Source organism: Sphingomonas sp. (assembly GCF_040398505.1).
In the GTDB taxonomy this organism is placed as follows: Bacteria; Pseudomonadota; Alphaproteobacteria; order Sphingomonadales; family Sphingomonadaceae; genus Sphingomonas.
In genome coordinates this window covers 25,455-51,589 of sequence record NZ_JBBATX010000005.1, presented here as the reverse complement: position 1 = coordinate 51,589, position 26,135 = coordinate 25,455, and the positions used below count along the sequence as shown (strand labels likewise).

The 26,135-nt window shown below is 64.9% G+C and carries 24 protein-coding genes, 1 tRNA gene and 1 pseudogene; 14 read left to right on the top strand and 12 right to left on the bottom strand.

Features of this window, described 5'->3' with window-relative positions:
* Positions 1–114 precede the first annotated feature (114 nt).
* Positions 115–204 (bottom strand) — tRNA-Ser (locus ABWP09_RS01600).
* A 105-nt stretch (positions 205–309) separates the two neighbouring features.
* Between ABWP09_RS01600 and ABWP09_RS01595 the strand changes: the two genes are divergently transcribed.
* From ABWP09_RS01595 to mazG, 10 genes are all read left to right on the top strand, one after another.
* Positions 310–1,356 (top strand): lytic murein transglycosylase, encoded by a 1,047-nt coding sequence (locus ABWP09_RS01595; protein ID WP_353203416.1) that lies wholly within the window; start codon positions 310–312, stop codon positions 1,354–1,356.
* Between the two features lies 1 nt (position 1,357).
* The gene (locus tag ABWP09_RS01590; protein ID WP_353203415.1) at positions 1,358–2,278 is read left to right on the top strand and encodes an SPOR domain-containing protein; all 921 of its coding nucleotides are present in this window, start codon (positions 1,358–1,360) and stop codon (positions 2,276–2,278) included.
* Between the two features lie 20 nt (positions 2,279–2,298).
* The gene (locus ABWP09_RS01585; protein WP_353203414.1) at positions 2,299–3,468 is read left to right on the top strand and encodes a D-alanyl-D-alanine carboxypeptidase family protein; all 1,170 of its coding nucleotides are present in this window, start codon (positions 2,299–2,301) and stop codon (positions 3,466–3,468) included.
* A 4-nt stretch (positions 3,469–3,472) separates the two neighbouring features.
* Entirely contained in the window at positions 3,473–4,102 is a 630-nt protein-coding gene (tmk, locus tag ABWP09_RS01580) for a dTMP kinase (protein WP_353203413.1), read from the top strand.
* Positions 4,099–5,076 (top strand): DNA polymerase III delta subunit-related protein, encoded by a 978-nt coding sequence (locus ABWP09_RS01575; RefSeq protein ID WP_353203412.1) that lies wholly within the window; start codon positions 4,099–4,101, stop codon positions 5,074–5,076. The genes tmk and ABWP09_RS01575 overlap by 4 nt, the downstream gene beginning before the upstream one ends.
* 53 nt (positions 5,077–5,129) lie before the next feature.
* Entirely contained in the window at positions 5,130–6,692 is a 1,563-nt protein-coding gene (gene metG, locus ABWP09_RS01570; RefSeq protein WP_353203411.1) for a methionine--tRNA ligase, read from the top strand.
* A complete protein-coding gene (locus ABWP09_RS01565) occupies positions 6,689–7,468 on the top strand; it encodes a TatD family hydrolase (protein ID WP_353203410.1) in 780 nt (259 codons plus the stop codon). The genes metG and ABWP09_RS01565 overlap by 4 nt, the downstream gene beginning before the upstream one ends.
* Positions 7,465–8,229 (top strand): MBL fold metallo-hydrolase, encoded by a 765-nt coding sequence (locus tag ABWP09_RS01560; RefSeq protein WP_353203409.1) that lies wholly within the window; start codon positions 7,465–7,467, stop codon positions 8,227–8,229. The genes ABWP09_RS01565 and ABWP09_RS01560 overlap by 4 nt, the downstream gene beginning before the upstream one ends.
* Positions 8,226–8,432: a hypothetical protein gene (locus ABWP09_RS01555; RefSeq protein ID WP_353203408.1), complete on the top strand. Its 207-nt coding sequence runs from the start codon at positions 8,226–8,228 to the stop codon at positions 8,430–8,432. Before ABWP09_RS01560 ends, ABWP09_RS01555 begins: the two co-directional genes overlap by 4 nt.
* Before the next feature lie 70 nt (positions 8,433–8,502).
* On the top strand, positions 8,503–9,243 hold the full coding sequence (gene mazG / locus ABWP09_RS01550) for a nucleoside triphosphate pyrophosphohydrolase (protein ID WP_353203407.1): 741 nt from the start codon (positions 8,503–8,505) through the stop codon (positions 9,241–9,243).
* A 38-nt stretch (positions 9,244–9,281) separates the two neighbouring features.
* Here the strand turns inward: mazG and hflX are convergent, their stop codons facing one another.
* From hflX to dusB, 8 genes are all read right to left on the bottom strand, one after another.
* The gene (hflX, locus tag ABWP09_RS01545) at positions 9,282–10,574 is read right to left on the bottom strand and encodes a GTPase HflX (RefSeq protein WP_353203406.1); all 1,293 of its coding nucleotides are present in this window, start codon (positions 10,572–10,574) and stop codon (positions 9,282–9,284) included.
* Positions 10,571–11,062: an RNA chaperone Hfq gene (gene hfq, locus ABWP09_RS01540; protein ID WP_188446773.1), complete on the bottom strand. Its 492-nt coding sequence runs from the start codon at positions 11,060–11,062 to the stop codon at positions 10,571–10,573. Before hfq ends, hflX begins: the two co-directional genes overlap by 4 nt.
* Before the next feature lie 352 nt (positions 11,063–11,414).
* Complete coding sequence (locus ABWP09_RS01535) at positions 11,415–13,979, bottom strand: TonB-dependent receptor (protein WP_353203405.1); 2,565 nt, start codon at positions 13,977–13,979, stop codon at positions 11,415–11,417.
* A gap of 162 nt (positions 13,980–14,141) precedes the next feature.
* Positions 14,142–15,515, bottom strand: a complete 1,374-nt coding sequence (ntrX, locus tag ABWP09_RS01530) for a nitrogen assimilation response regulator NtrX (protein ID WP_353203404.1) — start codon at positions 15,513–15,515, stop codon at positions 14,142–14,144.
* 4 nt (positions 15,516–15,519) lie between these two features.
* Positions 15,520–17,763 (bottom strand): sensor histidine kinase NtrY-like, encoded by a 2,244-nt coding sequence (locus tag ABWP09_RS01525; RefSeq protein WP_353203403.1) that lies wholly within the window; start codon positions 17,761–17,763, stop codon positions 15,520–15,522.
* 95 nt (positions 17,764–17,858) lie between these two features.
* A complete protein-coding gene (gene ntrC / locus ABWP09_RS01520) occupies positions 17,859–19,289 on the bottom strand; it encodes a nitrogen regulation protein NR(I) (RefSeq protein WP_353203402.1) in 1,431 nt (476 codons plus the stop codon).
* On the bottom strand, positions 19,286–20,398 hold the full coding sequence (locus ABWP09_RS01515) for a two-component system sensor histidine kinase NtrB (RefSeq protein ID WP_353203419.1): 1,113 nt from the start codon (positions 20,396–20,398) through the stop codon (positions 19,286–19,288). The genes ntrC and ABWP09_RS01515 overlap by 4 nt, the downstream gene beginning before the upstream one ends.
* Positions 20,374–21,339: a tRNA dihydrouridine synthase DusB gene (gene dusB, locus ABWP09_RS01510; RefSeq protein ID WP_353203401.1), complete on the bottom strand. Its 966-nt coding sequence runs from the start codon at positions 21,337–21,339 to the stop codon at positions 20,374–20,376. Before dusB ends, ABWP09_RS01515 begins: the two co-directional genes overlap by 25 nt.
* 162 nt (positions 21,340–21,501) lie before the next feature.
* Between dusB and ispF the strand changes: the two genes are divergently transcribed.
* On the top strand, positions 21,502–22,761 hold the full coding sequence (gene ispF, locus ABWP09_RS01505; RefSeq protein WP_353203400.1) for a 2-C-methyl-D-erythritol 2,4-cyclodiphosphate synthase: 1,260 nt from the start codon (positions 21,502–21,504) through the stop codon (positions 22,759–22,761).
* Entirely contained in the window at positions 22,758–23,294 is a 537-nt protein-coding gene (locus ABWP09_RS01500) for a CinA family protein (RefSeq protein ID WP_353203399.1), read from the top strand. Before ispF ends, ABWP09_RS01500 begins: the two co-directional genes overlap by 4 nt.
* On the opposite strand, the gene ABWP09_RS01495 is transcribed toward ABWP09_RS01500, so the two are convergent.
* Both ABWP09_RS01495 and lipA read right to left on the bottom strand, forming a co-directional pair.
* Positions 23,222–23,713, bottom strand: a complete 492-nt coding sequence (locus tag ABWP09_RS01495; protein WP_353203398.1) for a type II toxin-antitoxin system RatA family toxin — start codon at positions 23,711–23,713, stop codon at positions 23,222–23,224. The genes ABWP09_RS01500 and ABWP09_RS01495 overlap by 73 nt on opposite strands.
* Entirely contained in the window at positions 23,700–24,620 is a 921-nt protein-coding gene (gene lipA / locus ABWP09_RS01490) for a lipoyl synthase (RefSeq protein ID WP_353203397.1), read from the bottom strand. The genes ABWP09_RS01495 and lipA overlap by 14 nt, the downstream gene beginning before the upstream one ends.
* 66 nt (positions 24,621–24,686) lie before the next feature.
* Between lipA and ABWP09_RS01485 the strand changes: the two genes are divergently transcribed.
* A complete protein-coding gene (locus ABWP09_RS01485; RefSeq protein WP_353203396.1) occupies positions 24,687–25,316 on the top strand; it encodes a carbonic anhydrase in 630 nt (209 codons plus the stop codon).
* Between the two features lie 108 nt (positions 25,317–25,424).
* The gene (locus ABWP09_RS01480; protein ID WP_353203395.1) at positions 25,425–25,805 is read left to right on the top strand and encodes a hypothetical protein; all 381 of its coding nucleotides are present in this window, start codon (positions 25,425–25,427) and stop codon (positions 25,803–25,805) included.
* A gap of 139 nt (positions 25,806–25,944) precedes the next feature.
* Here ABWP09_RS01480 and ABWP09_RS01475 read toward each other — a convergent pair.
* A pseudogene (locus ABWP09_RS01475) lies at positions 25,945–26,135 on the bottom strand (polyphosphate kinase 2 family protein); the annotation flags it as partial.

Sequence of the window (26,135 nt, the reverse complement as noted above, 5' to 3'; positions counted from 1 at the left end):
AACACACGATCCGGATTAAGACGAACCACGGCGAACTGGGGCGACCGCGTATCTTAGAAGTGTCAGCGATAACAGATGCTTACTGTACAGCGGCGAACGCTTGGGAACAGTAAGTGGCGGAGAGAGTGGGATTCGAACCCACGGTGAGCTTGCACCCACGGCGGTTTTCAAGACCGCTGCCTTAAACCACTCGGCCATCTCTCCGCGCTGCGCTTGCTTAGCCAGCGAAGGACGACGTGTGCAAGGTTTGTGGTGTATGCCGGGCCTTTGGGGGTTCATGTCGCGGGATGGCTGTGCCACTAATGCCCTATGCTTGGCATTAAAACTTTAGGACGACGAATCCGTGTTGCCGCGGTTGCGATCGCGGCATGTTTTGCGTTTGGCGGTCCGGCCGTGGCGCAGGATGAGAGCGGATTTCAAACCTATTTGCTGAGCTTGCGCGCGCAGGCCGAGGCGAAGGGCGTGAGTCGCGCGACGGTCGATGCGGTGATTCCAACGCTCACGCTCAATCAGCGCGTGATCGAGCTCGATCGGCAGCAACCCGGTGCTAATCCCAATGCGCCAATCCCCGGTTTTGCGCCGTACAAGGCGCAGCATCTCGAACCGGCGCTTATTTCCAGCGGCCGCGCCGCCTATCGCTCGGCGCGGTCCCGGCTCCAGCGGATCGAGCAGGAGACGGGCGTGCCCGAGTCGATCATGGTCGCGATCTGGGGCCATGAGACGAGCTATGGCCGGGTGATGGGCGGGTTCGATTTGCCGCGCGCACTGGCGACCTTGGCCTATGAAGGGCGGCGGCGCAGTCTGTTCGCCGACGAATTCATCGCATCGTTGCAAATGATGGATCGCGGCGTCGCGCGGTCGCAATTGATCGGCAGCTGGGCGGGCGCAACGGGCGGGCCGCAATTCCTGCCCTCGGTCTATTTGCGGCTGGCGCGCGACGGCGATGGCGATGGCCGTGCTGATATCTGGAGCAGCCAGGCCGACACGCTGGCGTCGATCGGCGCATATTTTGCCAATGCCGGATGGCGCGCCGGGCAGCCATGGGGCCTGGCGGTATCGGTGCCGCCGACGTTTGACCGCAGCCAGATCGGCAATAGCCTGCTCTCGCCACGTTGCCTAAAGGTGTTCGCACGGCACAGCGGGTGGAAGACGATGGCCGAATGGCGTGCGCTCGGTGTCGCGCCGCTGTCGCGCGGTTGGCCGGATGATCGCGTGTTGGCAACGCTGATTGAGCCCGATGGCGCGGGGAAGACGGCCTATCTGCTGACGGGGAATTACCGCGTGATCCTCGATTATAATTGCTCCAATTTCTACGCGCTCTCGGTCGGGTTGCTTGCCGATGCCGTCGAGCAATAGCGTGCCGCTCCTGCTCGGTTTCGCGCTGGCCGGATGCGGCGGCGGTGGCGGCTATGGCGATGCCCCGACGATCGCGTTGCCGACCGGTGCGGCGCTCCTGCAGGATGCCCCGCCGACTGGCCAACGCGGTGTGGTCGTCGCTGGAACGAGCGCGCCGATGGCCCCCGAACTCTGGTCGGGACCGGCAATCATGCAGGTGCCGCTGCCAGCGAAGATGCCACCGGAAATCGCCGACGATCGCGGTCCGCGCGGGACGTCGGGCGAAGCGCATGACGATGGCGTCGGCTATGCTGCGTTGATGACCGAGCCGCCCGAGGCGCGCTGGAGCAACGTTGCGGTCGGCGTCGGCTATGTGGGCTTGGCGCCGGGCGCGCTTGTCGAGCTGACCGCGCTTGATACCGGGCGGACGATCTTGGCGTTGGTGGTCGGGAACGATACGGGCGGTGCCTTGGTAACCCTATTGCCCGGCGCTGCGCAAGCGCTCGGGGTGGGTGACGGGGCAGCGCTACGCGCACGCAGCGTCGTGTCGAGCCCGCAGGACGAGATGGCGTTGCGCTCCGGGCGCTCGGCGTCGGCCCGGCTCGATGCGCCACCGGCGTTGCTCACCGCCTTGCGCCGTAAATTGCCCGGTCTGCGCAGCGCCCCGCGTGCGGCTGCTGCGCCACGCACCGTAAAGCCGTTTGCACGTCCCGCTGCGCCGCCGCCCAGTGTAGCGGGCGGCTTCGTCGCTCAGGTCGCAACGCTTTCCTCCGCCGTGCGGGCCGAGGCACTGGCGCGCGCCATCGGCGGCCATGTCGCGCCGTCGGGCGGCCTCTACCGCGTCCAACTTGGCCCGTTTGCCACGTCCGCCGATGCTGCCCATGCGCGTGACGGCGTCGCGCGGCGCGGCTATGGCGATGCCAGAATTCTCCACTCCGAATGACCAGATCGAGATCGAACCCAATGTCCTTGCGCCATAAAGTCTTCGCTGCCGCCACCGTCGCGATCGCCGCGACCTGTCCTGCGCTCGCCGCGCCCGATTATCAGACCCCAGCGCCGGTCGCCTATCTGCAGGACCTGTCATCGGGTGCGATCCTCTACGCCAAGGATGCCGATCGGCGGATGCCGCCGGCCTCGATGGCGAAGATGATGACGGTCTATGTCGCGTTCGACATGATCAAGTCGGGCGAATTGAAGCTCAATCAAAAATTCCCGGTCCGGCCCGAGACGTGGCGGGCGTGGCACAGCCAGGGGTCGACGATGTTCCTCGGCGTCGGCGAAGAGCCGAGCGTCGACGATCTGTTGAAGGGGATCGTTACGCTGTCGGGCAACGATGCCTGCGTCGTGCTGGCCGAGGGTATTTCGGGCACCGAAAGCGCCTTTACCGACCGGATGAATCGGGCGGGCGTGAAGCTCGGCCTTACCAACAGCCATTTCGGCACGTCGAACGGCTGGCCCGATGAGGGGCGGACCTATGTGACCGCGCGCGACCTCGCCAAGCTGGCGGCGGCGACGATCAAGGATCATCCCGATCTCTACAAGCGCTTCTATTCGCTGCCCAGCTTCACCTGGGGTAGGACGCTTGGTGATGCGAAACCGATCGATCAGGCCAATCGCGACCCGTTGCTGGGGCGGGTTGCCGGTGCCGATGGCCTGAAGACGGGGCATACCGAAGAAGCAGGCTTCGGTTTCACCGGCTCGGCCGAACAAAGCGGCCGTCGTCTCGTGATGGTGATGGCGGGCTTGGGCACTTCCGGCCAGCGCGCCGAGGAATCGGTCAAATTCATGGAATGGGGCTTCCGCGCGTGGCAGGCCAAGCCGATCCTGGCCAAGGGCAAGCAGATCGAAACCGCCGAAGTCCAGCTCGGCAGCGCGAGCAGCGTCGGGTTGGTCGCGCCGACCAATTTGACCGCGACGCTGCCCGCCGGCGCCGTGCCCGAGATGCGGCTTACCGTCAGCTATGACGGTCCGATCAAGGCACCGATCAAGGCCGGGCAGCATATCGCCGACCTGATCGTCACCACACCCGATTTGCCGCCGCAGCGCCTGCCGCTGGTGGCAGCGAGCGATGTTGCGGAGGCCGGCTTCTTCGGTCGTGCCTGGGCCGGGTTGATGGGCCTGTTCGGCGCTTGAGGCGATGACGACAGGGCGTTTCATCTCGCTCGAGGGGGGCGAGGGCGCGGGCAAATCGACTCAGGCCAAGCTGCTCGCTGCTGCGCTTGCCGCGCGTGGAATTGATGCGGTGCTGACGCGCGAGCCGGGCGGCAGCGAGGGCGCAGAGGCGATCCGTACGCTGTTGATGCAAGGCGAGGTCACGCGGTGGAGCGCGCATAGCGAAGCCTTGCTGTTCGCGGCGGCCCGCGCCGATCATGTCGAGAAGATGATCCGTCCCGCGCTCGGGGCCGGACGGTGGGTGATTTGCGACCGCTTCGTCGATAGCAGCCGCGCCTATCAGGGGGTGGCGGGTGGGATCGCCGACGCGGCGGTGCTCGCGCTGCACGGATTCGGGTCGCGGGGGCTTCTGCCCGATCGGACTTTAGTGCTCGAACTGGCGCCCGACCACGGCCGATTGCGCGCCGCGGGCAGAGACGGTGCGGCGGCCGATCGGTTCGCGGCGCGCGGCGAGGCCTTCCACGCCGATGTCGCCGCTGCGTTCCGGCGCTTTGCGGCGCACGAGCCCGACAGGTTCCGGCTGATCGACGCCGACCACGCCATCGACCGCGTCGCCGAAGCGGTGTTCGCCGCCATCGCCGATTTGCTGCCATGAGCTTGCCGATCGGCAATGACGCCGCGCACGCCGCCTTTGCCGCCGCGATGGCGAGCGGATCGCTGCACCACGCCTGGCTCTTCGCCGGGCCGGAAGGGATCGGCAAAGCGAGTTTCGCGCGCGCGGCGGCGTTGCGCTTGCTGGCGGATGGGGCCGGGGCGGTGTTACCGCCCGGGTTCGAGGTTCCCGACGATGATGTGCAGCGCAAGCTGATCGCCGCCGGATCACACCCCGATTATCGCGAACTGACGCGTCAGCCCAAGGAGGGCGACAAGACCGGCCTTGATCTGGCGCGCTCGATCCCGATTGCGCAGGTGCGCGGCCTTGGCCCGATGTTCGCGACGCGCCCGTCCATGTCGGAGCGGCGCGTCGTCATCATCGATGCGGTCGACGATCTTGAGCGGCCCGGCGCGTCGAACGCCTTGCTCAAGAACCTTGAGGAGCCGCCGCAGGGCACGATCTTCCTGCTGGTCAGCCACGCGCCGGGGCGCTTGCTGCCGACGATCCGCTCGCGCTGCCGACAGTTGCGCTTCGACCCGTTAAGCGACGACGCCATGACGTCAGTGCTGCGGGAGCGGCTGCCGTCGGCCGATCCGGCGGAGATCGCGGCGCTGGTCCGCATGGCGCACGGTTCTCCGGGGCGGGCTTTGGGCTTTGCCGGACTCGACCTCGCCGCGCTCGACGCCGCGCTGAGCGCGATCGCGCAAAGCGGCGATCCCGACAATCGTCGCCGCGTAAAACTCGCCAAGAGCCTCGCGCTCAAGGCCGCGCAGCCGCGCTATGAGGCGTTTCTTGAGCGCGCACCCGCCTTCATTGCCGCAGCCGCGCCGCAGCTCCACGGTGAGCGGTTGCGTACTGCGCTCGACGGCTATGATGCGGCGCGCACATTGGCGGCGACCGCGCGCGCGCTGACGCTGGATGCGCAGGCGACGGTCTATGAGATGGCGGGGATCGTCGCGCGGCTCGCCCGGTAAATGTGCGGCGGCTATGGCTTCAATTGGCGGTGCCGATGCTCTAGGACGCCGCCATGACCGATCCCTATTACATCACCACCGCGATCAACTATCCCAATGGCCGACCGCATATCGGCCACGCTTATGAGGCGATCGCCGCCGACACGATCGCGCGCTTTCAGCGTCAGGCCGGGCGCGACGTCCGCTTCCAGACCGGCACCGACGAACATGGCCTGAAAATGACGCAGGCGGCGCGCGACCGGGGGATCGAGACGCGCGCGCTCGCGGATGAGATGTCCGGATATTTTAAAGAAATGGCTGCGGCTTTGAACATCAGCCATGACCGTTTCATCCGCACCACCGATGCCGATCATTATGCCGCCAGCCAGGCGATCTGGCAGGCGATGGCCGATGCCGGCGATCTGTATCTCGATCGCTACGAAGGCTGGTACTCGGTTCGCGACGAGGCCTTTTACGACGAGAAGGAACTCGTCGACGGGGAAGGGGGCAAGCTTTCGCCGCAGGGGACGCCGGTGGTGTGGACCGCCGAGGAGACGTGGTTCTTCCGCCTCTCGAAGTATCAGCAGCCCCTGCTCGACCACTATGCCGCCAACCCCGATTTCATCCGGCCCGAAAGCCGCCGCAACGAAGTGGTCCGTTTTGTCGAAGGCGGGTTGAACGACCTGTCGGTGTCGCGGACGAGTTTCGACTGGGGCGTGCCGGTGCCAGGGAGCCCGGGGCATGTCATGTACGTTTGGGTCGACGCACTGACCAATTACATCACCGGGCTAGGCTATCCCGACCTGACGGGCGATTTCGCGCGCTTCTGGCCGGCGAACCTGCATATGATCGGCAAGGATATCGTGCGTTTTCATGCGGTCTACTGGCCGGCTTTCCTGATGTCGGCGAAGCTCGCTTTGCCCAAAGCGGTGTTCGGGCACGGCTTCGTACTGGCGCGTGATGGCGCGAAGATGGGCAAGTCAGCGGGCAATGCCGCCGATCCGCTGGCATTGGCCGAGGCCTATGGCGTGGATGCACTACGCTACTTCCTGCTGCGCGACATCAGTTTCGGTCAGGACGGCAGCTATTCGCCCGAGGCGATCGTGACGCGCGCCAATGCCGATCTGGCGAACAGCTTCGGCAATCTCGCGCAGCGGACGCTGAGTCAGGTTTTCAAGAATTGCGACGCGCGCTTGCCCGCGATCCATGGCCACAGCGAGGCCGACACCGCCCTGTTCGATCTGGTCGACAAGACCGTGCGGGAGGTCATGCCGCGTGCCTATGGCGAGCTGGCGCTGTCGCACGCGACCGAGGCGTGGATTCAGGGCGTGTTCGCGTGCAATGCCTATATCGATGAGCAGGCCCCGTGGGCGCTCAAGAAGACCGATCCGGCGCGGATGGAGACGGTGCTGGCGACGCTGTACATTTGCATTGCGCAGCTGGCGGTGGCGATTGCGCCGGTGATCCCGGCAAGTGCGGCGAAATTGCTCGATGCATTGGGGATCGATCCGTCGCTGCGGAACCCGGCGGCAATCGGGTCGCACTGGTATTCGCCGCTTGCCGAGGGCGGGTATCGCCTCGAGCAACCGATAGCGCTCTTCCCGCGGCTGGAGCTGCCGACGGAGGTTGCGGCGTGACCTTTGTCGACAGCCATTGCCACCTGAATTACAAGGGCTTGGCCGAACAACAGCAGGATGTGCTGGAACGCGCACGGGCAGCCGGGGTCGGCACGATGCTGACCATTGCGACGCGCGAGAGCGAGTGGGACGACGTGATCGCGATCGCCGAGCGCGAGCGCGATGTCTGGGCGACGGTCGGGATCCATCCGCATGAGGCGGACAAGCATCCCGATGTCGGCACCGCGCGCCTCGTCGAGCGCGCGCAGCACCCGCGCGTCGTCGGCATCGGCGAGAGCGGGCTCGATTATTTCTACGATCACAGCGACCGCGATCGCCAACGCGCGAGTTTCCGCGCGCACATTGCCGCGGCGCGCGAGACGCAATTGCCGATCGTCGTCCACACCCGCGATGCCGAGGCTGATACGGCGGACATCCTGCGCGAGGAAATGGGGAAGGGGGGCTATCCCGGCGTGATCCATTGCTTCACCGCGAGCGGGGCATTTGCTGATATCGCGCTCGACCTTGGCTTTTATATCTCCATTTCCGGCATCGTAACCTTCAAGAATGCGAAGGATTTGCAAGAAACCGCCGCGCGACTGCCGCTGGAGCGGCTGCTGATCGAGACCGACGCGCCGTTTCTGGCACCGGTGCCGCATCGCGGGAAGACCGGCGAACCCGCCTTCGTGGCCGACACAGCGGCGTTTCTGGCGAAACTGCGCGGCGAACCGCTCGACACGCTGGCGACCGCGACTGCCGCGAATTTTCACGCGCTGTTTACCAAGACGCACGCATGAAAGTGCGGCTCCTTGGCTCGGGCACGTCGTCCGGCGTGCCGCGGATCGGCAATGACTGGGGCGCATGCGATCCGAGTGAACCGCGCAATCGCCGGATGCGCGCGGCGATTTTGGTTGAAACCGCGACGACGCGTATCCTCGTCGACACCGGCCCGGACATGCGCGAGCAGCTTCTGGCGGCGGGTGTGTCCACGCTTGATGCGGTGATCTGGACGCACGATCATGCCGACCACACGCACGGGATCGACGATCTGCGTCAGGTTTTTCACGCCATGGGGCATCCGGTGCGTGGGCTTGCGCGACCGGCCTTGAAGGAGACGCTGATGCGGCGGTTCCGCTATGTCTTTCACGGCTGGGATGGCTATCCGCCGACGGTCGCGATCGAGGATTTGCCCGACGCGATCACCATCGGCGATATTTCCGTGCGCGTTGCCGATCAACCGCACGGCCCGATCGAGTCGGCTGGGCTTCGCTTCGAAAGCGCGGGCGTATCGATCGGTTATGCCACCGATCTCAATGCGATGACGGCGGATATGGCCGAAATTTATCAGAACCTCGATATCTGGATCGTCGATGCGCTGCGGCGAAATCCGCATCCGTCGCATTTTAATCTGGCGACCACGCTGGGCTGGATCGACCAGTTCAAGCCGGGTCGCGCGGTGCTGACGCATATGGACCAGACGATGGACTATGCGACGCTGGTTGGCGAACTGCCGCCAGGTGTCGCGCCGGGCTATGACGGGCTGGAGTTGGTGGCATGAACGAAACCGGGATCAATGCGCTGTATCTGGCGCTGATGTCGATCTTGCCGATCAGCGCGCTGGCAGCGCGACGCTTGCCGATCGCGCAGACCTTCAAGCTGGCGCTGGCGTGGGTCGCGATCTTCGGGGTGATGTTTTTGCTGGTGATGCTGTGGCAAGACGCCTTTAGCGGTGGCGGAAGCGTCGGGGGTGGCAACGGATGAGCCGGCATACATTTTACATAATACATATTATCGGACTAACGGAGCGCTTAGTTTCCGGAGTCCCCTCACGATGATCCAGCGTCTCGTGACGATTATGGCCCGGCTCCGCGATCCGGAGACAGGATGCGAATGGGACGTGGCGCAGGATTTCGCGAGCATCGCGCCGTACACGATCGAGGAAGCCTATGAAGTCGCCGACGCGATCACGCGCGATGACATGGCTGATCTGAAGGATGAGCTCGGCGACCTGCTGCTCCAGGTCGTGTTCCATTCACGAATGGCCGAGGAAGCTGGGCACTTCGCGCTGCCAGATGTGGTCGCGGCGATCAGCGACAAGATGGAGCGCCGCCACCCGCATATCTTCGGCGCTGCGGCGAATGGCGGGCACCATGTGTGGGAACACATCAAGGCCGAGGAACGCGCCGCCAAGGGAGAAGCGGGCGCGCTCGACGGCGTTGCGATCGGCCTTCCCGCCTTGCTCCGCGCCGAAAAACTCCAGAAGCGCGCGGCGCGGACCGGGTTCGATTGGCCGGACGCGAGCGGCGCGCGCGCGAAGATCGATGAAGAGCTGGCCGAGGTTGCAGCCGCGACGACGCCGGCCGAGATTGAGGACGAGATTGGCGATCTGCTGTTCTCGGTGGTTAATTGGGCACGCAAGCTCGGCGTCGATCCCGAGGCGGCGCTGCGCAGGGCCAACGACAAATTCGCTGGCCGGTTCAAGGCGATGGAGGCGGTCGACCCGCATTTCATCGACCTTACGCTCGATCAAAAAGAAGCGCTTTGGCAAAGGGTAAAGGCCCCTAAACTATAAAGCGCTTCTTCTCGGCTGCCGCCAGAACTGCCCTGTCCTTAATCCCCGCGCTGGCTGAACCGCGCATATTCGCGCTCGTCCATTCGGACTTCGTAGACCGCGAGATCGCCTTCGACCGCCTGCCCCAGCACTTCTCCGTGCGAATGGAGCCATGCTGCCCCGGCCCCGTCGCCCGCGTCGAGCGTGATCGTGTAGCGCCTGTGCGAAGCCGTCAGCAACGCCGCAACGGTGTCGAGCAGCCCAGAGACCCCTTCCCCGCTCAGCGCCGACAGCGCGACGACATCCTCGCGCCGGGCAGCTTCGCCGAGCAGCTCCTCGCGCTCGTCGGCGTCGAGCAAGTCGAGCTTGTTCCACGCCTCGATCCGCGGGACCGAGAGATCGACGCCGATATCCCGCAGCACGGACTCAACGTCGTCGCGCTGCGCGATCGTATCGGGATGCGCGATGTCGCGGACGTGGATCAGCAGATCGGCCGAGACCACTTCCTCGAGCGTGGCCTTAAATGCGGCGACCAATTGCGTCGGCAATTCGGAGACGAAACCGACCGTGTCGGACAGGATCGCCTTGTCGATGCCCGGCAGCGCGATTTGGCGGAGCGTTGGGTCGAGCGTGGCGAACAACAGATCCTCCGCCATGACGTCAGCGCCGGTCATCCGATTGAAAAGCGTGGACTTTCCAGCGTTGGTGTAGCCAACCAGTGCAATCACGGGCCACGGCGCGCGCTGGCGGCGGTCGCGGTGCAGGCCGCGCGTGCGCGCGACCTGTTCGAGCTCCTTCTTCAGCCGTGCCATGCGGTCGCGGATCAAGCGCCGATCGGCCTCGATCTGCGTTTCGCCCGGGCCGCCGAGAAAGCCGAAGCCGCCGCGCTGGCGTTCCAAGTGAGTCCAGCTGCGCACCAGCCGCCCCGCCTGATAATCGAGATGCGCGAGTTCGACCTGGAGCCGCCCCTCGGCCGTCGCGGCGCGTTCCCCGAAGATTTCGAGGATCAGCCCAGTACGGTCGATCACCTTGGCCGACAGCGCCTTTTCGAGGTTGCGTTGCTGCACCGGGGTCAGGCTCGCGTCGAACACGACGAGTTCCGCCTCGACCATCCGCACCGTCGCGGCGAGTGCCTCAAGCTGGCCCTTGCCGATCAGCGTTGACGGCTGGAGCGCGCGGACCTTGATCGCGACGCGCTCGACCACTTCGACGTGGATCGCCATCGCAAGCCCAGCCGTCTCGGCGAGGCGTGCCTCGGCATCGCGTGTTGATCCGCCGGTATCGGGATAGACGACAACAGCCTTGGCACCGCGCGCTACATCGTCGCGGTCACGTTCAAATCCACTAGTCAATCGTCGTCCGAACCTGCTGTTTCATCAGCCAAATTGAGGGGGTGTGCGGGCTGAATCGTCGAGACCGCATGTTTGTAGACGAGCTGCGCCATACCGTCGCGCTGGAGCAGCATGCAGAACAGGTCGAACGCGGCGATCTGCCCCTGCAGCATGACGCCGTTGACGAGGAACATCGTCACATTGTCCTCGGACTTGCGCACCGCGTTGAGGAAGATTTCCTGCAGCAGCGGCGCCTTTTTCTGGGCCTCGCCCACGGCATTGATGATCGCGTCGATATCGACCGTGTTCGACGGCATGATGGTCGAGATGGCGTGCTTATAGATCAATTGCGACTGGCCATCGCGGCGCAGCAGGACCGAGAAATTGTCGAACCAGGTGACGATGCCCTGGAGCTTCACGCCCTTGACGAGGAACATCGTGATCGGTGTCTTGGAGCGGCGCAGCGCGTTGAGGAAGAGATCTTGCAGCGAGGTATGTTTGTCGGCCATCGGTCGATCCTATGTTTTTGGCAGGTGATTCCTGCGGTGCGCCGGTTCCGGCGTCGGGGTTGCGCGTTATGCACAACGCTAATCTAGGGAGCCGCATACGGTTCGTCCATGGGCGATGCGCGTGAACGCGCATCGCGTAAAGTCACACTAAAGCCACACCAACGACGTGTTTCGGTGAAAGCGATGCACATTCGGACCAAGGCAGAACCCAGGGCGATCGCTTTCGCCTTTGGCAGATGGCGGGGGTCGGCGGCGATTTCAAAGAGCTGCGCGAGTGTCGCACGTTCGTAAGCGTGTAGGAAAGCGGGAAGCTGTGGCGGCTCGTATTGCCCCACAGCTTCCCGGCTGAGCCTCAATACGCCGCCGACAGCGTTATGAAGAACTGGCGCGGCGCGATTGGATAGGCCGAATAGCTGTTGGTCGCCGATCCGATCGACACGGTCGATGCGCCCTTTGCGTCGGTCAGATTGGTGATGTTGAGCGACAGTTCGACCTTGCGCTTTGGCAACACATCCTCGGGAAGACGTGCGGCCAGACGCAGCGAGGTCAGGAAGTAGGAGGCGACGCTCGCGTCGTTGGTGAAGGTGCTGAACCGGCTGCCGACATAGTCGCCAAACACCTGCGCCTCGAACGGACCGACCGCGAGGGTCGCGACGGTCTTGTTGAGCCATTTGGGCGTGCCGGGCAATTGCTTGCCGCAGGTTGGAACGGTGCCCCCGGTTACAAGATACCCGCCGATGCAGGTCCCGGTCGCGTTGCCGATGCCGATCGCAGTCGACAGATAGTCGCTGCCATATTTCGAGAGATTATAGGACGTGGCATTGTAGAGCGAGAAGGCGCGCCCAAGCCGCAGCGTGAAGGCGGCATCGACGCCATCGGTATGCACGTTGCCGACATTGACCAGGATCGACGTCCCCCCGGTGATCCCGCCGCCGGCGATGCCGCCCGGATTGGTCGAGATCGCCAGCAACCGATCGATGAAGGTGACGTGGTAATAGTTGATTTGCGCTTCGAGCCCGATTCCGTTGGAAAAGCTCCGTTTTGTGCGGAAGCCGCCTTCATAGGTCCAGCTGGTCTCGGGCTTGCCCTGCGTGGCAAAGGCGTCGAACGCGGCCTGGCTGCCCGTGAACCATGGACCGCCACCGCCCGCCAGATACGCGGGATACTGGCGCAAATTCTTCTGGACGTTGAAATAGAGCTGCTCATGCCCGTTGAAATCGTAGCTCGCGCCGACCGCGGGCAGGAACCAGCGGAGCGTGTTGATCTTGCCCTGCGGCAGTCCCCCGGCGAGGCCCGACAAGGATCCGGCGCGCGGCTGAACCGGGAAGCGGCCATCGGCCCATTGCGCGCTGGTCTTGAAGCCGGCCTGGATCAGCAGCTTGTCGGTCGCCTGCCACGTGTCCTGCAGGTGGAGCTGGAGCTGGTTGATTCGCGCCTCACCCTGATACTGCGTGAACAGCGGGGCAGCGGCACTGAGCGGGCGGATATATGGCGTGCTCAACCCCGGATTGTTGACATCGACGGCGTACCAGCGGCGCCACTGCGTCGTGCTGTTATGTTCGAACCAGCCGCCCAATTCGATCTTGTGATCGCCAAGATTGATGTCGAGCGCCGAAATGACGCCCTCGCGGTCGATGCGGTATTCGGTCGTGCGCGTGATCAGGCCCGAGCCGCCAGTCGCCGCCACCAGCGCGGCGCCCGCTGCTGCGGCCTGCGCGTCGGTCAGCGCGGTACACGCGGTTGGGCGGACGCCGTTATTGTTGCCGCTGAAGCGGCAGTTGCTCGGCAGGGTCGCATAAGCCGGATCGAGATAGGCCTGCGCCACCGTGATCGACTGGCCGAGTGGCCCTGCAACGACACCGGCGCCGTCATTGTGATGGAAATAGCCCGTGGTCGACCAGGTGATCCGGTCCGACAGATGCGCGTCATAGCGCGCATAGCCGAGATAATCGGTGCGCTGCGCATCCGAATAATAGTTGCGATAGTTGCCGCCCTCGGCCGCCGGTGAATTGCCAAGCGCACTCAGATACGACGTGCGATAGGGGGTAAAGTCAGGGTAGAAGAAGGGCTTGGTGTACGGCGTATAGAGCTGCACCGCCGTGGCCGTGTTGCCGGCCGAAGGCTTGAAGAAGGCGGTTGCATCTTCGTTCGGCTGGGTAAAATCGTTATAGTCGAAATAGAGCGTCAGCTTGCCGACCTTGTCGTCATGCACGAACTTGGCGTTGGCCTGATACCCGCCCTGCAGGCCGTTGAAATCCCAGGCGCGCGCGCGTTGCCGCGAGCCCGAGAGATACGCCGAATTGTTGCCGCCAAAGGTGCCGGTGTCGACACGAACGAAGGTGCGCGACGTGTCATAGCTGCCGAAGGTCTGCGTGGCCTGAACGCCGAGGCGCTTGAGCGGATCGGATGAAAACGTCTCGACCGTGCCGCCCAAATTGCTGTTCGATGCGGTGGCGAGATCGCCGGCACCGGTCGACACGACGACACGCCCGACATTTTCCGAAATCACCGCGCGCTGCGGCGAAAGGCCGTTATAATTGCCATAGCTCTGGTCGCCGAGCGGAACCCCGTCCATCGTGTAGCCGAGCTGGTTGCCGGCAAAACCGTGGATGAAGATCTGCGCGTTCTGCTCGTTATAGCCCCATGGATCGGCCGTGATGTAGAGCACGCCCGGCAGCGTCTGGATCGCCTTGAGCGGCGAAATGCCCGGCAGCAGCTTCTGGATTTCGGTACCGGGAAGCGTGGTTGCGGACCGGGTCGATTTCGCGGTGACGACGATATCGCTGCCGGCATCCTCCGGTGTGGCGACGGCGGGCGCGGCGGGCGCGGCGTCCTTAGCGGTAGCCGGGGCCGCAGCGACGGCGGTCGCAAGGGCGAACAAAGAAATGGCAGCTTGAAGCGCGTAACGATTGGACATTGGGGCCCCCCCGGGAAAAGCAAAAAACAGCTTGCGGCGGGGCTAGGCGTGGATTACGTCCTCGCCATTAAACTTTGGCGTCGGTTTGATGAAGTTTGAGCGGCAGATAAAAGACAGGCGTGCCGAGCTGCGCGCAAGCGACGGAAAGCGTGCGATCGGCCCCTATTCCTCGCGCACCTCGGTGATGCCGAGCAGCTTCAGCTTGCGGTGCAGCGCCGAGCGCTCCATCCCGATGAAATTCGCGGTGCGCGAGATATTCCCCGAAAAGCGCCGGATCTGCACGCGCAGATATTCGCGCTCGAACGTCTCGCGCGCCTCGCGCAACGGCGAGCCCATGATCGCGGTGTTGCCCCCGCCGATGTCGCCCGGATCGCCCAAGATGTCGGCGGGAAGCATGTCGAGGTCGATCCGGCCGATGCGATCACCCGGCGCCATGATGATCGTGCGTTCGACAATGTTGCGAAGTTGCCGGACGTTGCCGGGCCATTCGTAATTCTGCAGCGCGACCATCGCCTCGGGCGTGACGGCCGGGGTCGGCACGCGGCGTTCATTGGCGTAATGCGCCATAAAGTGATCGACCAGCGGGGGAATGTCCTCGCGCCGTTCGGCGAGGCCCGGAATGGCGATGGGGACGACGTTGAGGCGATAATACAGGTCTTCGCGGAAGCGGCCTTCGGCGATTTCGTGCGTCAGCTCGCGCGCCGTGGCGGAGACGACGCGGACGTCGACCTTTACCACGCGCTGCCCACCCACCCGGCTGAAGCTCTGTTCGGTCAGCACGCGCAGGATCCGGCCTTGCGTCGCGATCGGCATGTCGGCGATTTCGTCGAGGAACAGCGTGCCGCCATGCGCCTGTTCGAGCAGGCCGGAGCGGACGAGCTGGCCCCCCTCCTCGACCCCGAACAATTCCTCTTCGACGCGCTCGGGCGTCATCCGCGCAGCGTTGACGACGATGAACGGGGCTTCTGCCCGCTGGCTCCAGCCGTGGAGCAAGCGCGCGGCGACTTCCTTGCCGACGCCGGCCGATCCCATGATCAGCACGCGGCTGCCGGTCGAGGCGACGCGTTTCAGCGTCGCGCGCACGCCGTTGATCGCGCCGGAATTGCCGGTGAGATCGCTATCGCGCCCGACGACGGCGCGCAGGCTCGCGACTTCGCGACGCAAGCGCTCGGTTTCGGTGGCGCGGGCCACCATCAGCAGCAGGCGTTCGGCCTGGAAGGGCTTTTCGATGAAATCGGCGGCACCGCGGCGGATCGCCGCGACGGCAGTGTCGAGATTGCCGTGGCCCGAGATCATCAACACCGGGATCGACGGATCGCGCAGCTTGATTTCGTCGAGCAATTCGAGCCCGTCGAGCCGCGAGCCTTGCAGCCACACATCGAGCAGCACGAGTGACGGGCGGCGGACCGAAATCGCCTCAAGCGCCGAATCGCTGTCGGCGGCGGTACGCGCGCCATAGCCCTCATCTTCGAGGACACCGGCGACCAGATCGCGAATATCGCGTTCGTCATCGACGACGAGGATGTCGAGGGGCATGGGCTCAGGTCCGGTTCTGCTGGAGTTCGGGGATGCGCGCGTCGACAATGCCCCCATTGCCGTCGTTCGTGTGGTCGTTGCCGCTGTCGAGATTGGCGAGCATGGCTGTGTCGAAACTGGCGGTCACGATCGTGCCGCCGCCCGGGCGATCATCGAACGCGATCGTGCCGAAATGCTCCTCAACGATTTTCTTGACGATCGCGAGGCCAAGCCCGGTGCCGCGCGCACGCGTCGTAACATACGGTTCGACGATGCGGTCGCGCGCGGCGGGAAGGCCGATGCCGGTGTCGGCGAGGCCGATAGTGATACGGCCATCGGCTTCGCTCAGCGTCATCGCGATGTTTGCCTCGCGCGCGTCGAGATTGGCCTCGACCGCCTCGACCGCATTTTTGACGATGTTGGTCAGCGCCTGGCCGATCTGGCGGCGGTCGCACACGAGCGTTGGGCCGGGATCGTCATGCGCCAGCGTAAAGGCGATCCCGGGATGCGCGACTTCGTGCAGAAACAGCGTCTGGCGCGCGATATCGACCAGCGATTCGGCGCGAAATACCGGCTTGGGCATGCGCGCGAAGGAGGAGAATTCGTCGACCATCCGACGCAGATCGCCGACCTGACGCACGATCGTGTCGGTCAGCCGCGCGAAGGTCGTGTCCTCGGGGTCGATCTGCTTGCCATAGCGGCGTTGCAGGCGTTCGGCGGCGAGCTGAATCGGGGTGAGCGGATTCTTGATTTCATGCGCAATGCGCCGCGCGACGTCGGACCAGGCGGCGCGGCGCTGATCGAGCAATTGCCCGGTGATATCGTCGAAGGTCAGGATCGGGCCTTCGGCGGCGCGCGTGACCTTGACCGCAAGCGTGCGCGCTTCATTGCCGACGCCGAGCTCTACGATCGCCTCGCGGTCATTGCCTTCGAGCAAAGTGGCGAGTTCGGGCGAAATCATCGCGAGCGGCTTGCCGACCGGGAGATCGTTGGCACCGTCGAGCAGCGCGACCGCGGAACTGTTGATCAGGCGGATCGTCCCGTCGTGCGCGACCGAGATGACGCCGGCGGAAACGCCCGACATCACCGCTTCGATCAACGCGCGGCGGCTTTCCAAGGTGTTGGTCTGGGCCTGGAGCCGCTCCGTCATTTGGTTGAAGGCGAGACCCAAAGTGCCAATCTCATCCTCGACCTCGGGCGCGGGCACGCGTGCGGTCAAATCGCCGCCCGCGACACGCTGCGCTGCGCCGACCAGCTCGCCAACCGGCCGAACGAGGCGATCCGCCGCTTCCAGCGCAATCCACACGGCCAGCGCGACGATCAGCAGCGAAATCGCCAACAAAGCGGCATTGAATTTCAGCTGGAGCGATTGCGACCGCACCAGCAAATCGCGGTAGCTCGACAGCAAGGCGACGCTGCGCCGAGATTGCGCCTCCATCACGCGCACGTCCGATATCGCAACGGTCAGATAGAAGACATTGGTCGTCCCGGGCAGAACCGTCAGCGTCTTGATCCGGTTGCCCTTCACCGTCGTGATGCTGGGCACATCGCGCTCTACGCGCGCGATATCGCCTGGCGTCACCTCTTGTGCCAGATCGAGCCGATCGGGGTTGAGACTGGCAATCTCCTGAAACTTTCCGCCGGGCGAATAGACAAACAAAAAGCCGTCGGAGAGACTCCGGAAGAAAATCTCACGGTTGAAATAGGCAACAAATTGCGGGGTTTTGGTGCGTTCGATGAAATCGGGACCGACAAAATCCTGCGAGATCGCGTTGGCAGAGGTGACCGTCGCATCCTGCCAGCGGTGCAACATCTGCTCATACGACGTCTTGGCGACGCCGGTGGCATTCTCGATCATGCTGCGCGCCTGATCGGAATACCAGAATTGGACGCCATATTGGAACAGGAGCGAGGCGAAAACGACGACGAACAATGTCGGCACCGCCGCAATGACCGAGAATAAGGCGACCAGCCGGACGTGCAAGCGGGCGCGCCCGCCAATCGGCGAACGCGCCGCGCGCCGCATCGCGACCCGGCGCCCGATCAGGACGAGCAATGCGATCCCCGGCAGCAAATTCGCGACCAGCAGCAGCGCGACGACCGGTGGAGTGAGGATTTTCTGCGGGCCGGTCCCGGCGGCGATGATGAAATAGCTGCCGATGGCGATCGCGCCGGCGATCAGCAGCACACCCAGCTCGGCAAAGGACGCAAGGGTGAAGCCGCGCTTTTCGTCGCGCTGGTGCAAATTCGGAGCCGAAGCGTCACTCATCGTGACATTCCTACAACGCAACCGTTGCCGAGAAAACACACAAATGCGTCATCTGTCGCGGCGACGAACCGATCGACCGTCCGCCGACCGCTAATTCAGGGATGGATCCCCAGAATATCGAGGCGTTTGCGCAGCGTATTGCGGTTGATGCCGAGCGCGCGCGCCGCGCGCAGCTGGTTCTGACCGTGGCGCGCGAGCAGTGCTTCGATCAGCGGGCGTTCGACCTCGGCGATGATGCGATCATAGAGCGTACCGTTGTCGAGTGCGGCAGGTTCCTCGATCGCGAGGCGCTCGATCCGCGCGCGGATCGCGGCGTTGATCCCGGCATCGCCCAGCACCGACGCCGACGGCATGACGCCACCTAAGCCTCCGCCCAGCATCGCGCGGATCTCGTCGGCGTCGATCCGCTCGTCCCGCGCGAGCACGGCCACGCGCCGCATCATGTTCTCAAGCTCGCGGACGTTGCCGGGCCAGTCATAGGCTTCGAGCATGGCGATCGCATCGGGATCGAGCTGTTTGCGCGGCAAGCCGTCCTCGGCGGCGCGATCGAGGAAATGGCGCGCGAGCAAGGCAATGTCCTGCCGCCGACCACGCAGCGCGGGGAGCATGACCGGCACGACGTTGAGGCGGTAGAACAGATCTTCGCGAAATTGCCCGTTCGCGACCAGTACCGAGAGCTCACGATTGGTCGCCGCGACGATGCGCACGTCGGCGCGGATCGTACGCGCGCCGCCGACCGTGGTAAATTCGCCCGATTGCAACACGCGCAGCAGCCGGGTTTGCGCCTCCATCGGCATGTCGCCGATTTCGTCGAGGAACAATGTCCCACCCGCCGCTTGCTCGAAACGCCCGGCCGAGCGGGCCTGCGCGCCGGTAAAGGCACCGCGTTCATGGCCGAACAGCTCGGCCTCGATCAATTCACGCGGGATCGCCGCCATGTTGATCGCGACAAAGGGGGCATGCCGTCGCGGCCCCAGATCGTGGATCGCGCGTGCGACAAGCTCCTTGCCGGTGCCCGATTCGCCTGAGACCAGCACGGTCAGATCGTTCGACACGACGCGCGCGATGATGCGGTAGACGTCCTGCATTGCAGGGCTTCGCCCGATCAGCGGGAGCGCGGTATCGTCGGCGTCGATCGGCTCCACCACCCCGCCCGATCCGCGTGCGAGCGCGCTTTGCACGGTGCGCGACAGGGCATCGAGATCGAACGGCTTGGGCAGATAATCGAACGCGCCGACCTCGGTCGCGCGCACGGCGGTGGTCAGCGTATTCTGCGCCGACAGCACGATCACGGGCAGCCCGGGATGCTGCCGCACGACGCGATCGACCAGATCGAGGCCATTGCCGTCGGGCAGCACGACATCGCTGATCAGCACGTCGGGCAAGGTCGCCGCGAGCTGGACTTCGGCCTCGGCGATTGACGCGGCGGTGATGATGCGGTGGCCATCACGCTTGAGCGCCTGGCCGACGACGGTGCGGATCGCGGCGTCATCATCGACGACGAGGATACGTCCGGTGCGGTTCATGCCGTTCCGCCCGTTTGAAGGCCGCGCGGGAGCATGATTCGAAAGACGGTCATCGGCGGGGTTCCTTCGCGCGCGAACTGGATGATGCCACCCATGTCGCGCACCAATTTGTCGACCAGAGCGAGGCCAAGCCCCTGCCCCTCGGGCTTGCCGGAGATGAACGGGTCGAACAAATGGTCGGCAATGTCGGCGGGCGGGCCGGGGCCATTGTCGATCACGCAAATCTCGATCGGCAAGGGCTGGCGCGGCTTGCCCGGTGCGGGCGCGATCGCCATGCCGTGGCGGTAGGCCGTCGCGAGCGTGATGCGCCCATCGGCCTGATCGCGCACCGCCTCGCTCGCATTTTTGAGCAAGTTGAGCACGACCTGGAGCGTGGCATCGCGATCGATCTGGACCGGCGGCAGCGAGGGGTCGAAGCGCTCCTCGATCGTGACGTGCCGCCCGAACCCGGCGAGCGCGACGCGGCGCGCATGATCGAGAAGGGGATAGATATTCTCCGGCGCGAGCTTCAATGGCCGCGTATCGGTGAAATCCTGCATCCGGTCGATCAAGGCGGCGATGCGGTCGACTTCGGTGGTGATGAGCGTGGTCAGCTCCTCCGCCCCCTTCCCCTTCGATAGCAATTGCGCCGCGCCGCGAATCCCGGAGAGCGGGTTTTTGATTTCATGCGCGAGCATCGCCGCCGCACCGATTGCCGCGCGGGCGGCGGCGGCGCGGTCGGCGCTGTGCCCCATTCGGCGCGAGGTGGCGGCATGATGCAGCGTGATCGTGCGCCAGCCGGGATGATCAGCGATCAGCGTCTCGATATAATCGACGCGGATCTTGCCGCCGCGGGTGAGCGCGATCTCGGTATCGAACGCGGAAAGCCCGTGATTGTCGCGTGGGTTCTGCTCCTCGGGCGGACGCAGGACCGAGCCAAGCGCTTGCCCGAGCATCGCGCGTTCCGACAAATTGAGCAGCGCCTCACATTCGGCATTGGCGTGTGCGATGCAAGAGTCGGGGTCGATCACCAGCACCGCGACCGGGAGCGCGGCGAACAAATCGCCGAAATCGGGCGCGCCGCTCTTGGTCACGCGCGCCCTGCTCACGCGGCGGCGCGGCTGCACCAGGGCGCGTAGAATTCGGCGAGCATCGCTTGCACGATTTTGTGATCGGGGATCTGATTGACCTTGTTGCGGAATTCGGCCGAACCATGGAGGCCGCGCGTGTACCAGCCGATATGCTTGCGCGCCATGTTGACGCCGGTCTCGATCCCATAATGACTGAGCATCGCGTCGTAATGTTCTGCGATCAGGAGATATTGTTCCTCGATCGAGGGATCGGCGACGCGCCGTCCATGCGCAAACCACTCCATCACCTGACCGAGCAGCCACGGCCGCCCATACGATCCGCGTCCGATCATCACACCGTCCGCACCCGATTGCGCGAGCGCGGCTTCGGCATCCTCGATCGAGCAGATGTCGCCATTGGCGATGACCGGGATCGACACCGCATCCTTGACGGTGCGGATGAAGGCCCAGTCGGCATTGCCCTTATACATCTGATTGCGCGTGCGCCCGTGGACGGTGACGAGCTTGACGCCGAGATCCTGTGCGATTTGCGCGAGCTGCGGGGCGTTGAGGCTGGCATGATCCCAGCCCATCCGCATCTTGAGCGTGACGGGCACGCTGACGGCGTCGACGACGCCCTTGATGATCGCGCCCGCCATGTCGAGATCGCGCATCAAGGCCGAGCCGGCGTCGCCGTTGGTGACCTTGCGCACCGGGCAGCCCATGTTGATGTCGATGATCGCGGCTCCACGATCCTCCGAGAGCTTCGCCGCCTCGCCCATTTCATAGGGTGTGCAGCCGACGAGCTGCATCGAGACGGGGTCTTCGATCGGGTGCCATGCCGCCTTTTGCAGCGACTGGCGCGTCTCGCGGATCGCGGCCTGGCTCGCGACCATTTCGGTGACGTTGAGCCCCGAGCCGTAGCGCCGCACCAGCGTGCGGAACGGCATGTCGGTGACACCGGTCATCGGCGCGAGGATCACCGGCGCGGCGATAGTCACGGGGCCAATCTGCAAGGGGGCGAGCGTCTGGGGAGTCACGGGATCGGGTCTGCCTTAAAATTAGGCAGCGCGTAGCCGAATGGCGGCGTTGCGGCAAGGCTTGCAGGGTGGGCGCACGGGGTGGGCTGGCGGGGCCGCGTCGGTTGGGCTAGGCGCACGCCCATGACCTCTGGAAAGACCGCCGCGATCATCGTTGCCGCCGGGACCGGCGTGCGCTCGGGCAGCGCGGTGCCCAAACAATATGCGCTGCTCGGCGGCAAGCCGGTGCTGGCGTACAGTCTTGCTGCGCTCCGCGCGCATCCGGAGATCGACCGGATTGTCGTGGTGATCGGTGCCGGGCAGGAAGCGGCGTTGCGGGACGCGGTTGGTGAAGTCGAGTTTGCGACTGGCGGCGCGACGCGGCGAATGTCGGTGCTCGCGGGATTGGAGGCGCTCGCCGCCCCCACCCGTCACCCCGGCCCTGTGCCGGGGTCCACCGTGCCGCACGATTTGCAGCCGGAGGTCGCGAACCCCGATGGACCCCGGCACGAGGCCGGGGTGACGGAGGGGGAGCGGTTCGATCGTGTGCTGATCCACGATGCTGCCCGCCCGTTTCTGTCGGCGGACGTCATTGACCGGCTGCTCGCTCCGCTCGATGCCTATGAGGGGGCCATCCCCGCACTCCCTGTTGCCGATACGCTCGTACGCCACGACGGAATGATCGGCGAAACTGTTCCACGCACGGATTTGTATCGGGTCCAGACCCCGCAAGCGTTTGTGTTTGACGCGGTCCTTGCGGCGCATCGTGGTTGGTCGGGCCCTGAGCCGACCGACGACGCTCAGATGGTTCGTGATACTGGCCATGAAGTCACGATTGTTCTCGGAGACCCCATGCTCGAAAAGATCACCCACCCCGCCGATTTCGCCGCCGCCGAGGCGCGGCTCGCCGCCACGATGCGCTCCCGCACTGCCACCGGCTTCGACGTCCACCGGCTCGAAGAAGGCGAAGAATTGTGGCTCGGCGGTGTCCTCATCCCGCATGACAAGGGCTTGTCGGGGCATAGCGATGCCGATGTCGCGCTCCACGCGATCACCGATGCGTTGCTCGGGACGATCGCGGCAGGCGATATCGGCACGCACTTTCCGCCAAGCGACCCGCAGTGGCGCGGGGCCGATTCGGCGCAATTCCTGCAGCACGCCGCGTCGTTGATTACGGCGCGCGGCGGAATCATCGACTTCATCGACCTCACGCTGATCTGCGAGGCCCCCAAAATCGGGCCGCATCGCAGTGCGATGCGTGATCGGATTGCGGCGCTCTTGCAGCTTGGTGCGGATCAGGTCAGCATCAAGGCGACGACGACCGAGCGGCTCGGCTTTGCCGGGCGTGGCGAGGGCATCGCCGCACAAGCCGCCGCGACGGTGCGGGTTCCGGAGACGCGATGATGGACACGATCCTGCCAGCAGAACTGGTCGATGCCGCGCGTAAGGTGGTGGCCGCCAACCTTGCCGCCGGACGCCGCGTGACGCTCGCGGAGAGTTGCACCGGCGGGCTGGTCGCAGCCGCCATCACCGAAATTGCGGGGTCGTCCGAAATGTTCGAGTGCGGCTTTGTCACCTATTCGAACGATGCCAAGCTGGAAATACTCCACGTCAGCGCCGATGTGCTCGAGACGTTCGGCGCAGTGTCGGTCGCGACCGCGTGGAGCATGGCGCAAGGCGCGCTGGAGGCGAGCGGCGCGGATGTCGCCGTCGCGATTACCGGCGTGGCGGGGCCAGGCGGTGGCAGCGAGAAGAAGCCTGTCGGAACGGTCGTGTTCGCGCGCGCCGAACGCGGGGCGGACCCAGGCAACGTCGTCGCCGATCGCAAGGATTTCGGCGATCTCGGACGCGGCGGCGTGCGGCTTCAGGCGGCGCTGTGTGCGCTCGAACTGCTGATGCCGCCCGAGCCGGAACCCGAGGTCGACGAGGCCCCGTAGAGCACCGCCGCGCGATCCTCGAACGCGCCGATCATCTTGCGCAACGCGCTGCCGAACACCTGTCCGGCAAGCATTTCGAACACGCGGTTCTTGAACGCGAAATCGACGGTGAAATCGACCGCGCAGCCATGTGCGTCGGGCCGGAAGATCCAGTCGTTGCGCAGATATTTGAGCGGTCCGTCGAGATATTCGACATGGATGCGCTGCGGGCGTTGCTTGTCGACCTTCGAGGTGAAGGTCTCACGCAGGCCCTTGAAGCCGACGATCATGTCGGCGACGACTTGGGCATCACTGTTCGAGCGAACTCGGATCGCCGAGACCCAGGGCAGGAATTCGGGATAGCGCGCGACATCGGCGACCAGATCGAACATCTGTTCGGGCGTGTACGGGAGCCGGCGCGTTTCGCTATGCCTTGGCAAGTTTCGCCTCGCGCGCCGCCCGCATCCTGGCGAAATCATCGCCCGCGTGATAGCTCGACCGCGTCAGCGGCGACGCGGCGACGAGCAGAAACCCCTTCGCGCGCGCAATCGCGGCATAGGCATCGAACGTGGCGGGCGCGACGAAATCCATGACCTTGGCGTGGCGCGGGGTGGGTTGCAGATATTGCCCCATCGTCAGGAAATCGATCTCGGCGCTGCGCATATCGTCCATCACCTGATGCACTTCGAGCCGCTCCTCGCCCAAGCCCAGCATCACGCCCGATTTGGTGAAGATGCGGGGATCGTGGCGCTTGACGCTCTCCAACAGCCGCAGCGACGCATAATAGCGCGCGCCGGGCCGGATCGTGGGGTAGAGCCGCGGCACGGTTTCGAGATTGTGGTTGTAGACGTCGGGGCCAGCCTCGACGATCGATTCGATCGCGGCCTGCGGCTTGTTGCGGAAATCGGGGGTGAGGATTTCGATCGTCGTGTTCGGCGTGGTGCGGCGCAAAGCCTCGATCACCTTGACGAATTGCGACGCGCCGCCATCGGGCAAATCGTCGCGGTCAACCGAGGTGATGACGATATGTTCGAGCCCCAGTTCGGCGGCTGCATCGGCGGTGTGTTGTGGTTCGAGCGTGTCGACCGCACGCGGCATACCGGTCTTGACGTTGCAGAACGCGCAGGCGCGCGTGCACGTGTCGCCAAGGATCATCACCGTCGCGTGTTTCTTGGTCCAGCATTCGCCGATATTGGGGCAGGCCGCTTCCTCGCACACGGTGTTGAGGTTGAGGCGGCGCATCATCGCCTTGGTCTCGGCAAACGCCGTGCCGCCGGGGGCCTTGACCCGGATCCAGTCTGGCTTGCGCTCTCGGGGCAGGCGGGCGAGCGGGGACATCTCATTCATGACTGCGCAGATAGCGACTGATGCGCGCGCTTGCCAGCCCCTCCCTCTCGCCCGTACAGCGCGGGCATGGCTGATTTTACCGAACTGCTCGCTGGCTATGGCCGGTTTCGCGATACTGACTGGACGCGTCAGCGTGACCGCTGGGCCGCATTGTCCGAAGGCCAAAGCCCCAAAGTCATGATCATCGCCTGTTCCGACAGCCGCGTCGATCCGGCGCAGGTGTTCGACACCTTGCCCGGCGAAATCTTCGTTGTACGCAACGTCGCCAATCTGGTGCCGCCGTTCGAACTCGACGGGAAGCGCCACGGCGTCTCGGCCGCGCTCGAATTTGCGGTAACGCAGTTGCAAGTGTCCGAAATCGTGGTGATGGGCCACGGATCGTGCGGCGGCGTCCATGCCGCGCTGACTCAGGCGTTTGACGGAAAGGCACCGGGCGAAGGCGGGTTCATCGCGCATTGGGTCGACATGCTCGACGATGCGCGCGATCGGGTGATCGCCACGCACGGGACCGGCCCGGATGCGCTGCACGCGCTCGAACTTGAGACGGTGCGCGTCAGCCTCGCCAATTTGCGCACCTTCCCCTGTATCCCCGAGCGCGAGGCGGCGGGCACCCTGCGGCTGCGCGGGGCGTATTTCGCGATTGCCGACGGCGTGTTGCACGTGATGGGCGATGATGGGGACTTCGCGCCTGCCTGAAGCGCGATTGCTGCGTGTCGGGTGTTCGCCTAAGATGACGCCATAAGACCGAATACGCTCCGGCTGCTGCGCCGCTATCACCATTATCTCGGCCTGTTCTTTGCGCCGATGATCCTGCTGTTCGCGATCAGCGGGGCGCTCCAAACGTTCCGCCTGCAAGAGGCGAAGGGCTATGGCGGTCCACCGCCGAACTGGATCGTCTGGCTGGCGAGCGTCCACAAGGACCAGGGGCCGCCGCGCGAACCGCGCGCGGAGAAGGCTAAGGCTGCGGGCGAGGTGGCGAAGCCGCGCGTCGAGGCTCCCCGGACCGGGCCGAAGCGCCCTTCCCCGCTGCCGCTCAAGATTTTCGTCGTATTGCTGGCGATCGCGCTGGCGATGTCGACGCTCCTGGGGATCGTGATCGCGCTCGCCAACCACGCGATGCGGCGGGTGTCGATCGTGCTGCTCCTGCTCGGCACGGTGGTGCCGATCGTTCTGTTGTGGGTTTAAGATTGGGTATCGTGCGTTGGCATTAACCCGTTCGGCCCCGGACTTGATCCAGGGCTGTCGAAGCCCTGCGTGCCACACAACGCTACCTCCCTGTGGCAAGCAGCCCTTCGACAGACTCCGGGCGAACGGAAGGGGGCAGCTAAAGCCCCAACGCTTCCCGCGCAATCTTTTCGACTTCCGGGTCGAGCACTGGCGGCGTCATGTCGACATGCGCCGCTAATCGCTCAGCAATCGCGGTCAGCGCGGCGATGCGGCCAGCTTTCTTGTCATTACCGTCGATCACCACCCACGGCGCCCAGCGCGTATCGGTACGTTTGAACATGTCGTGCA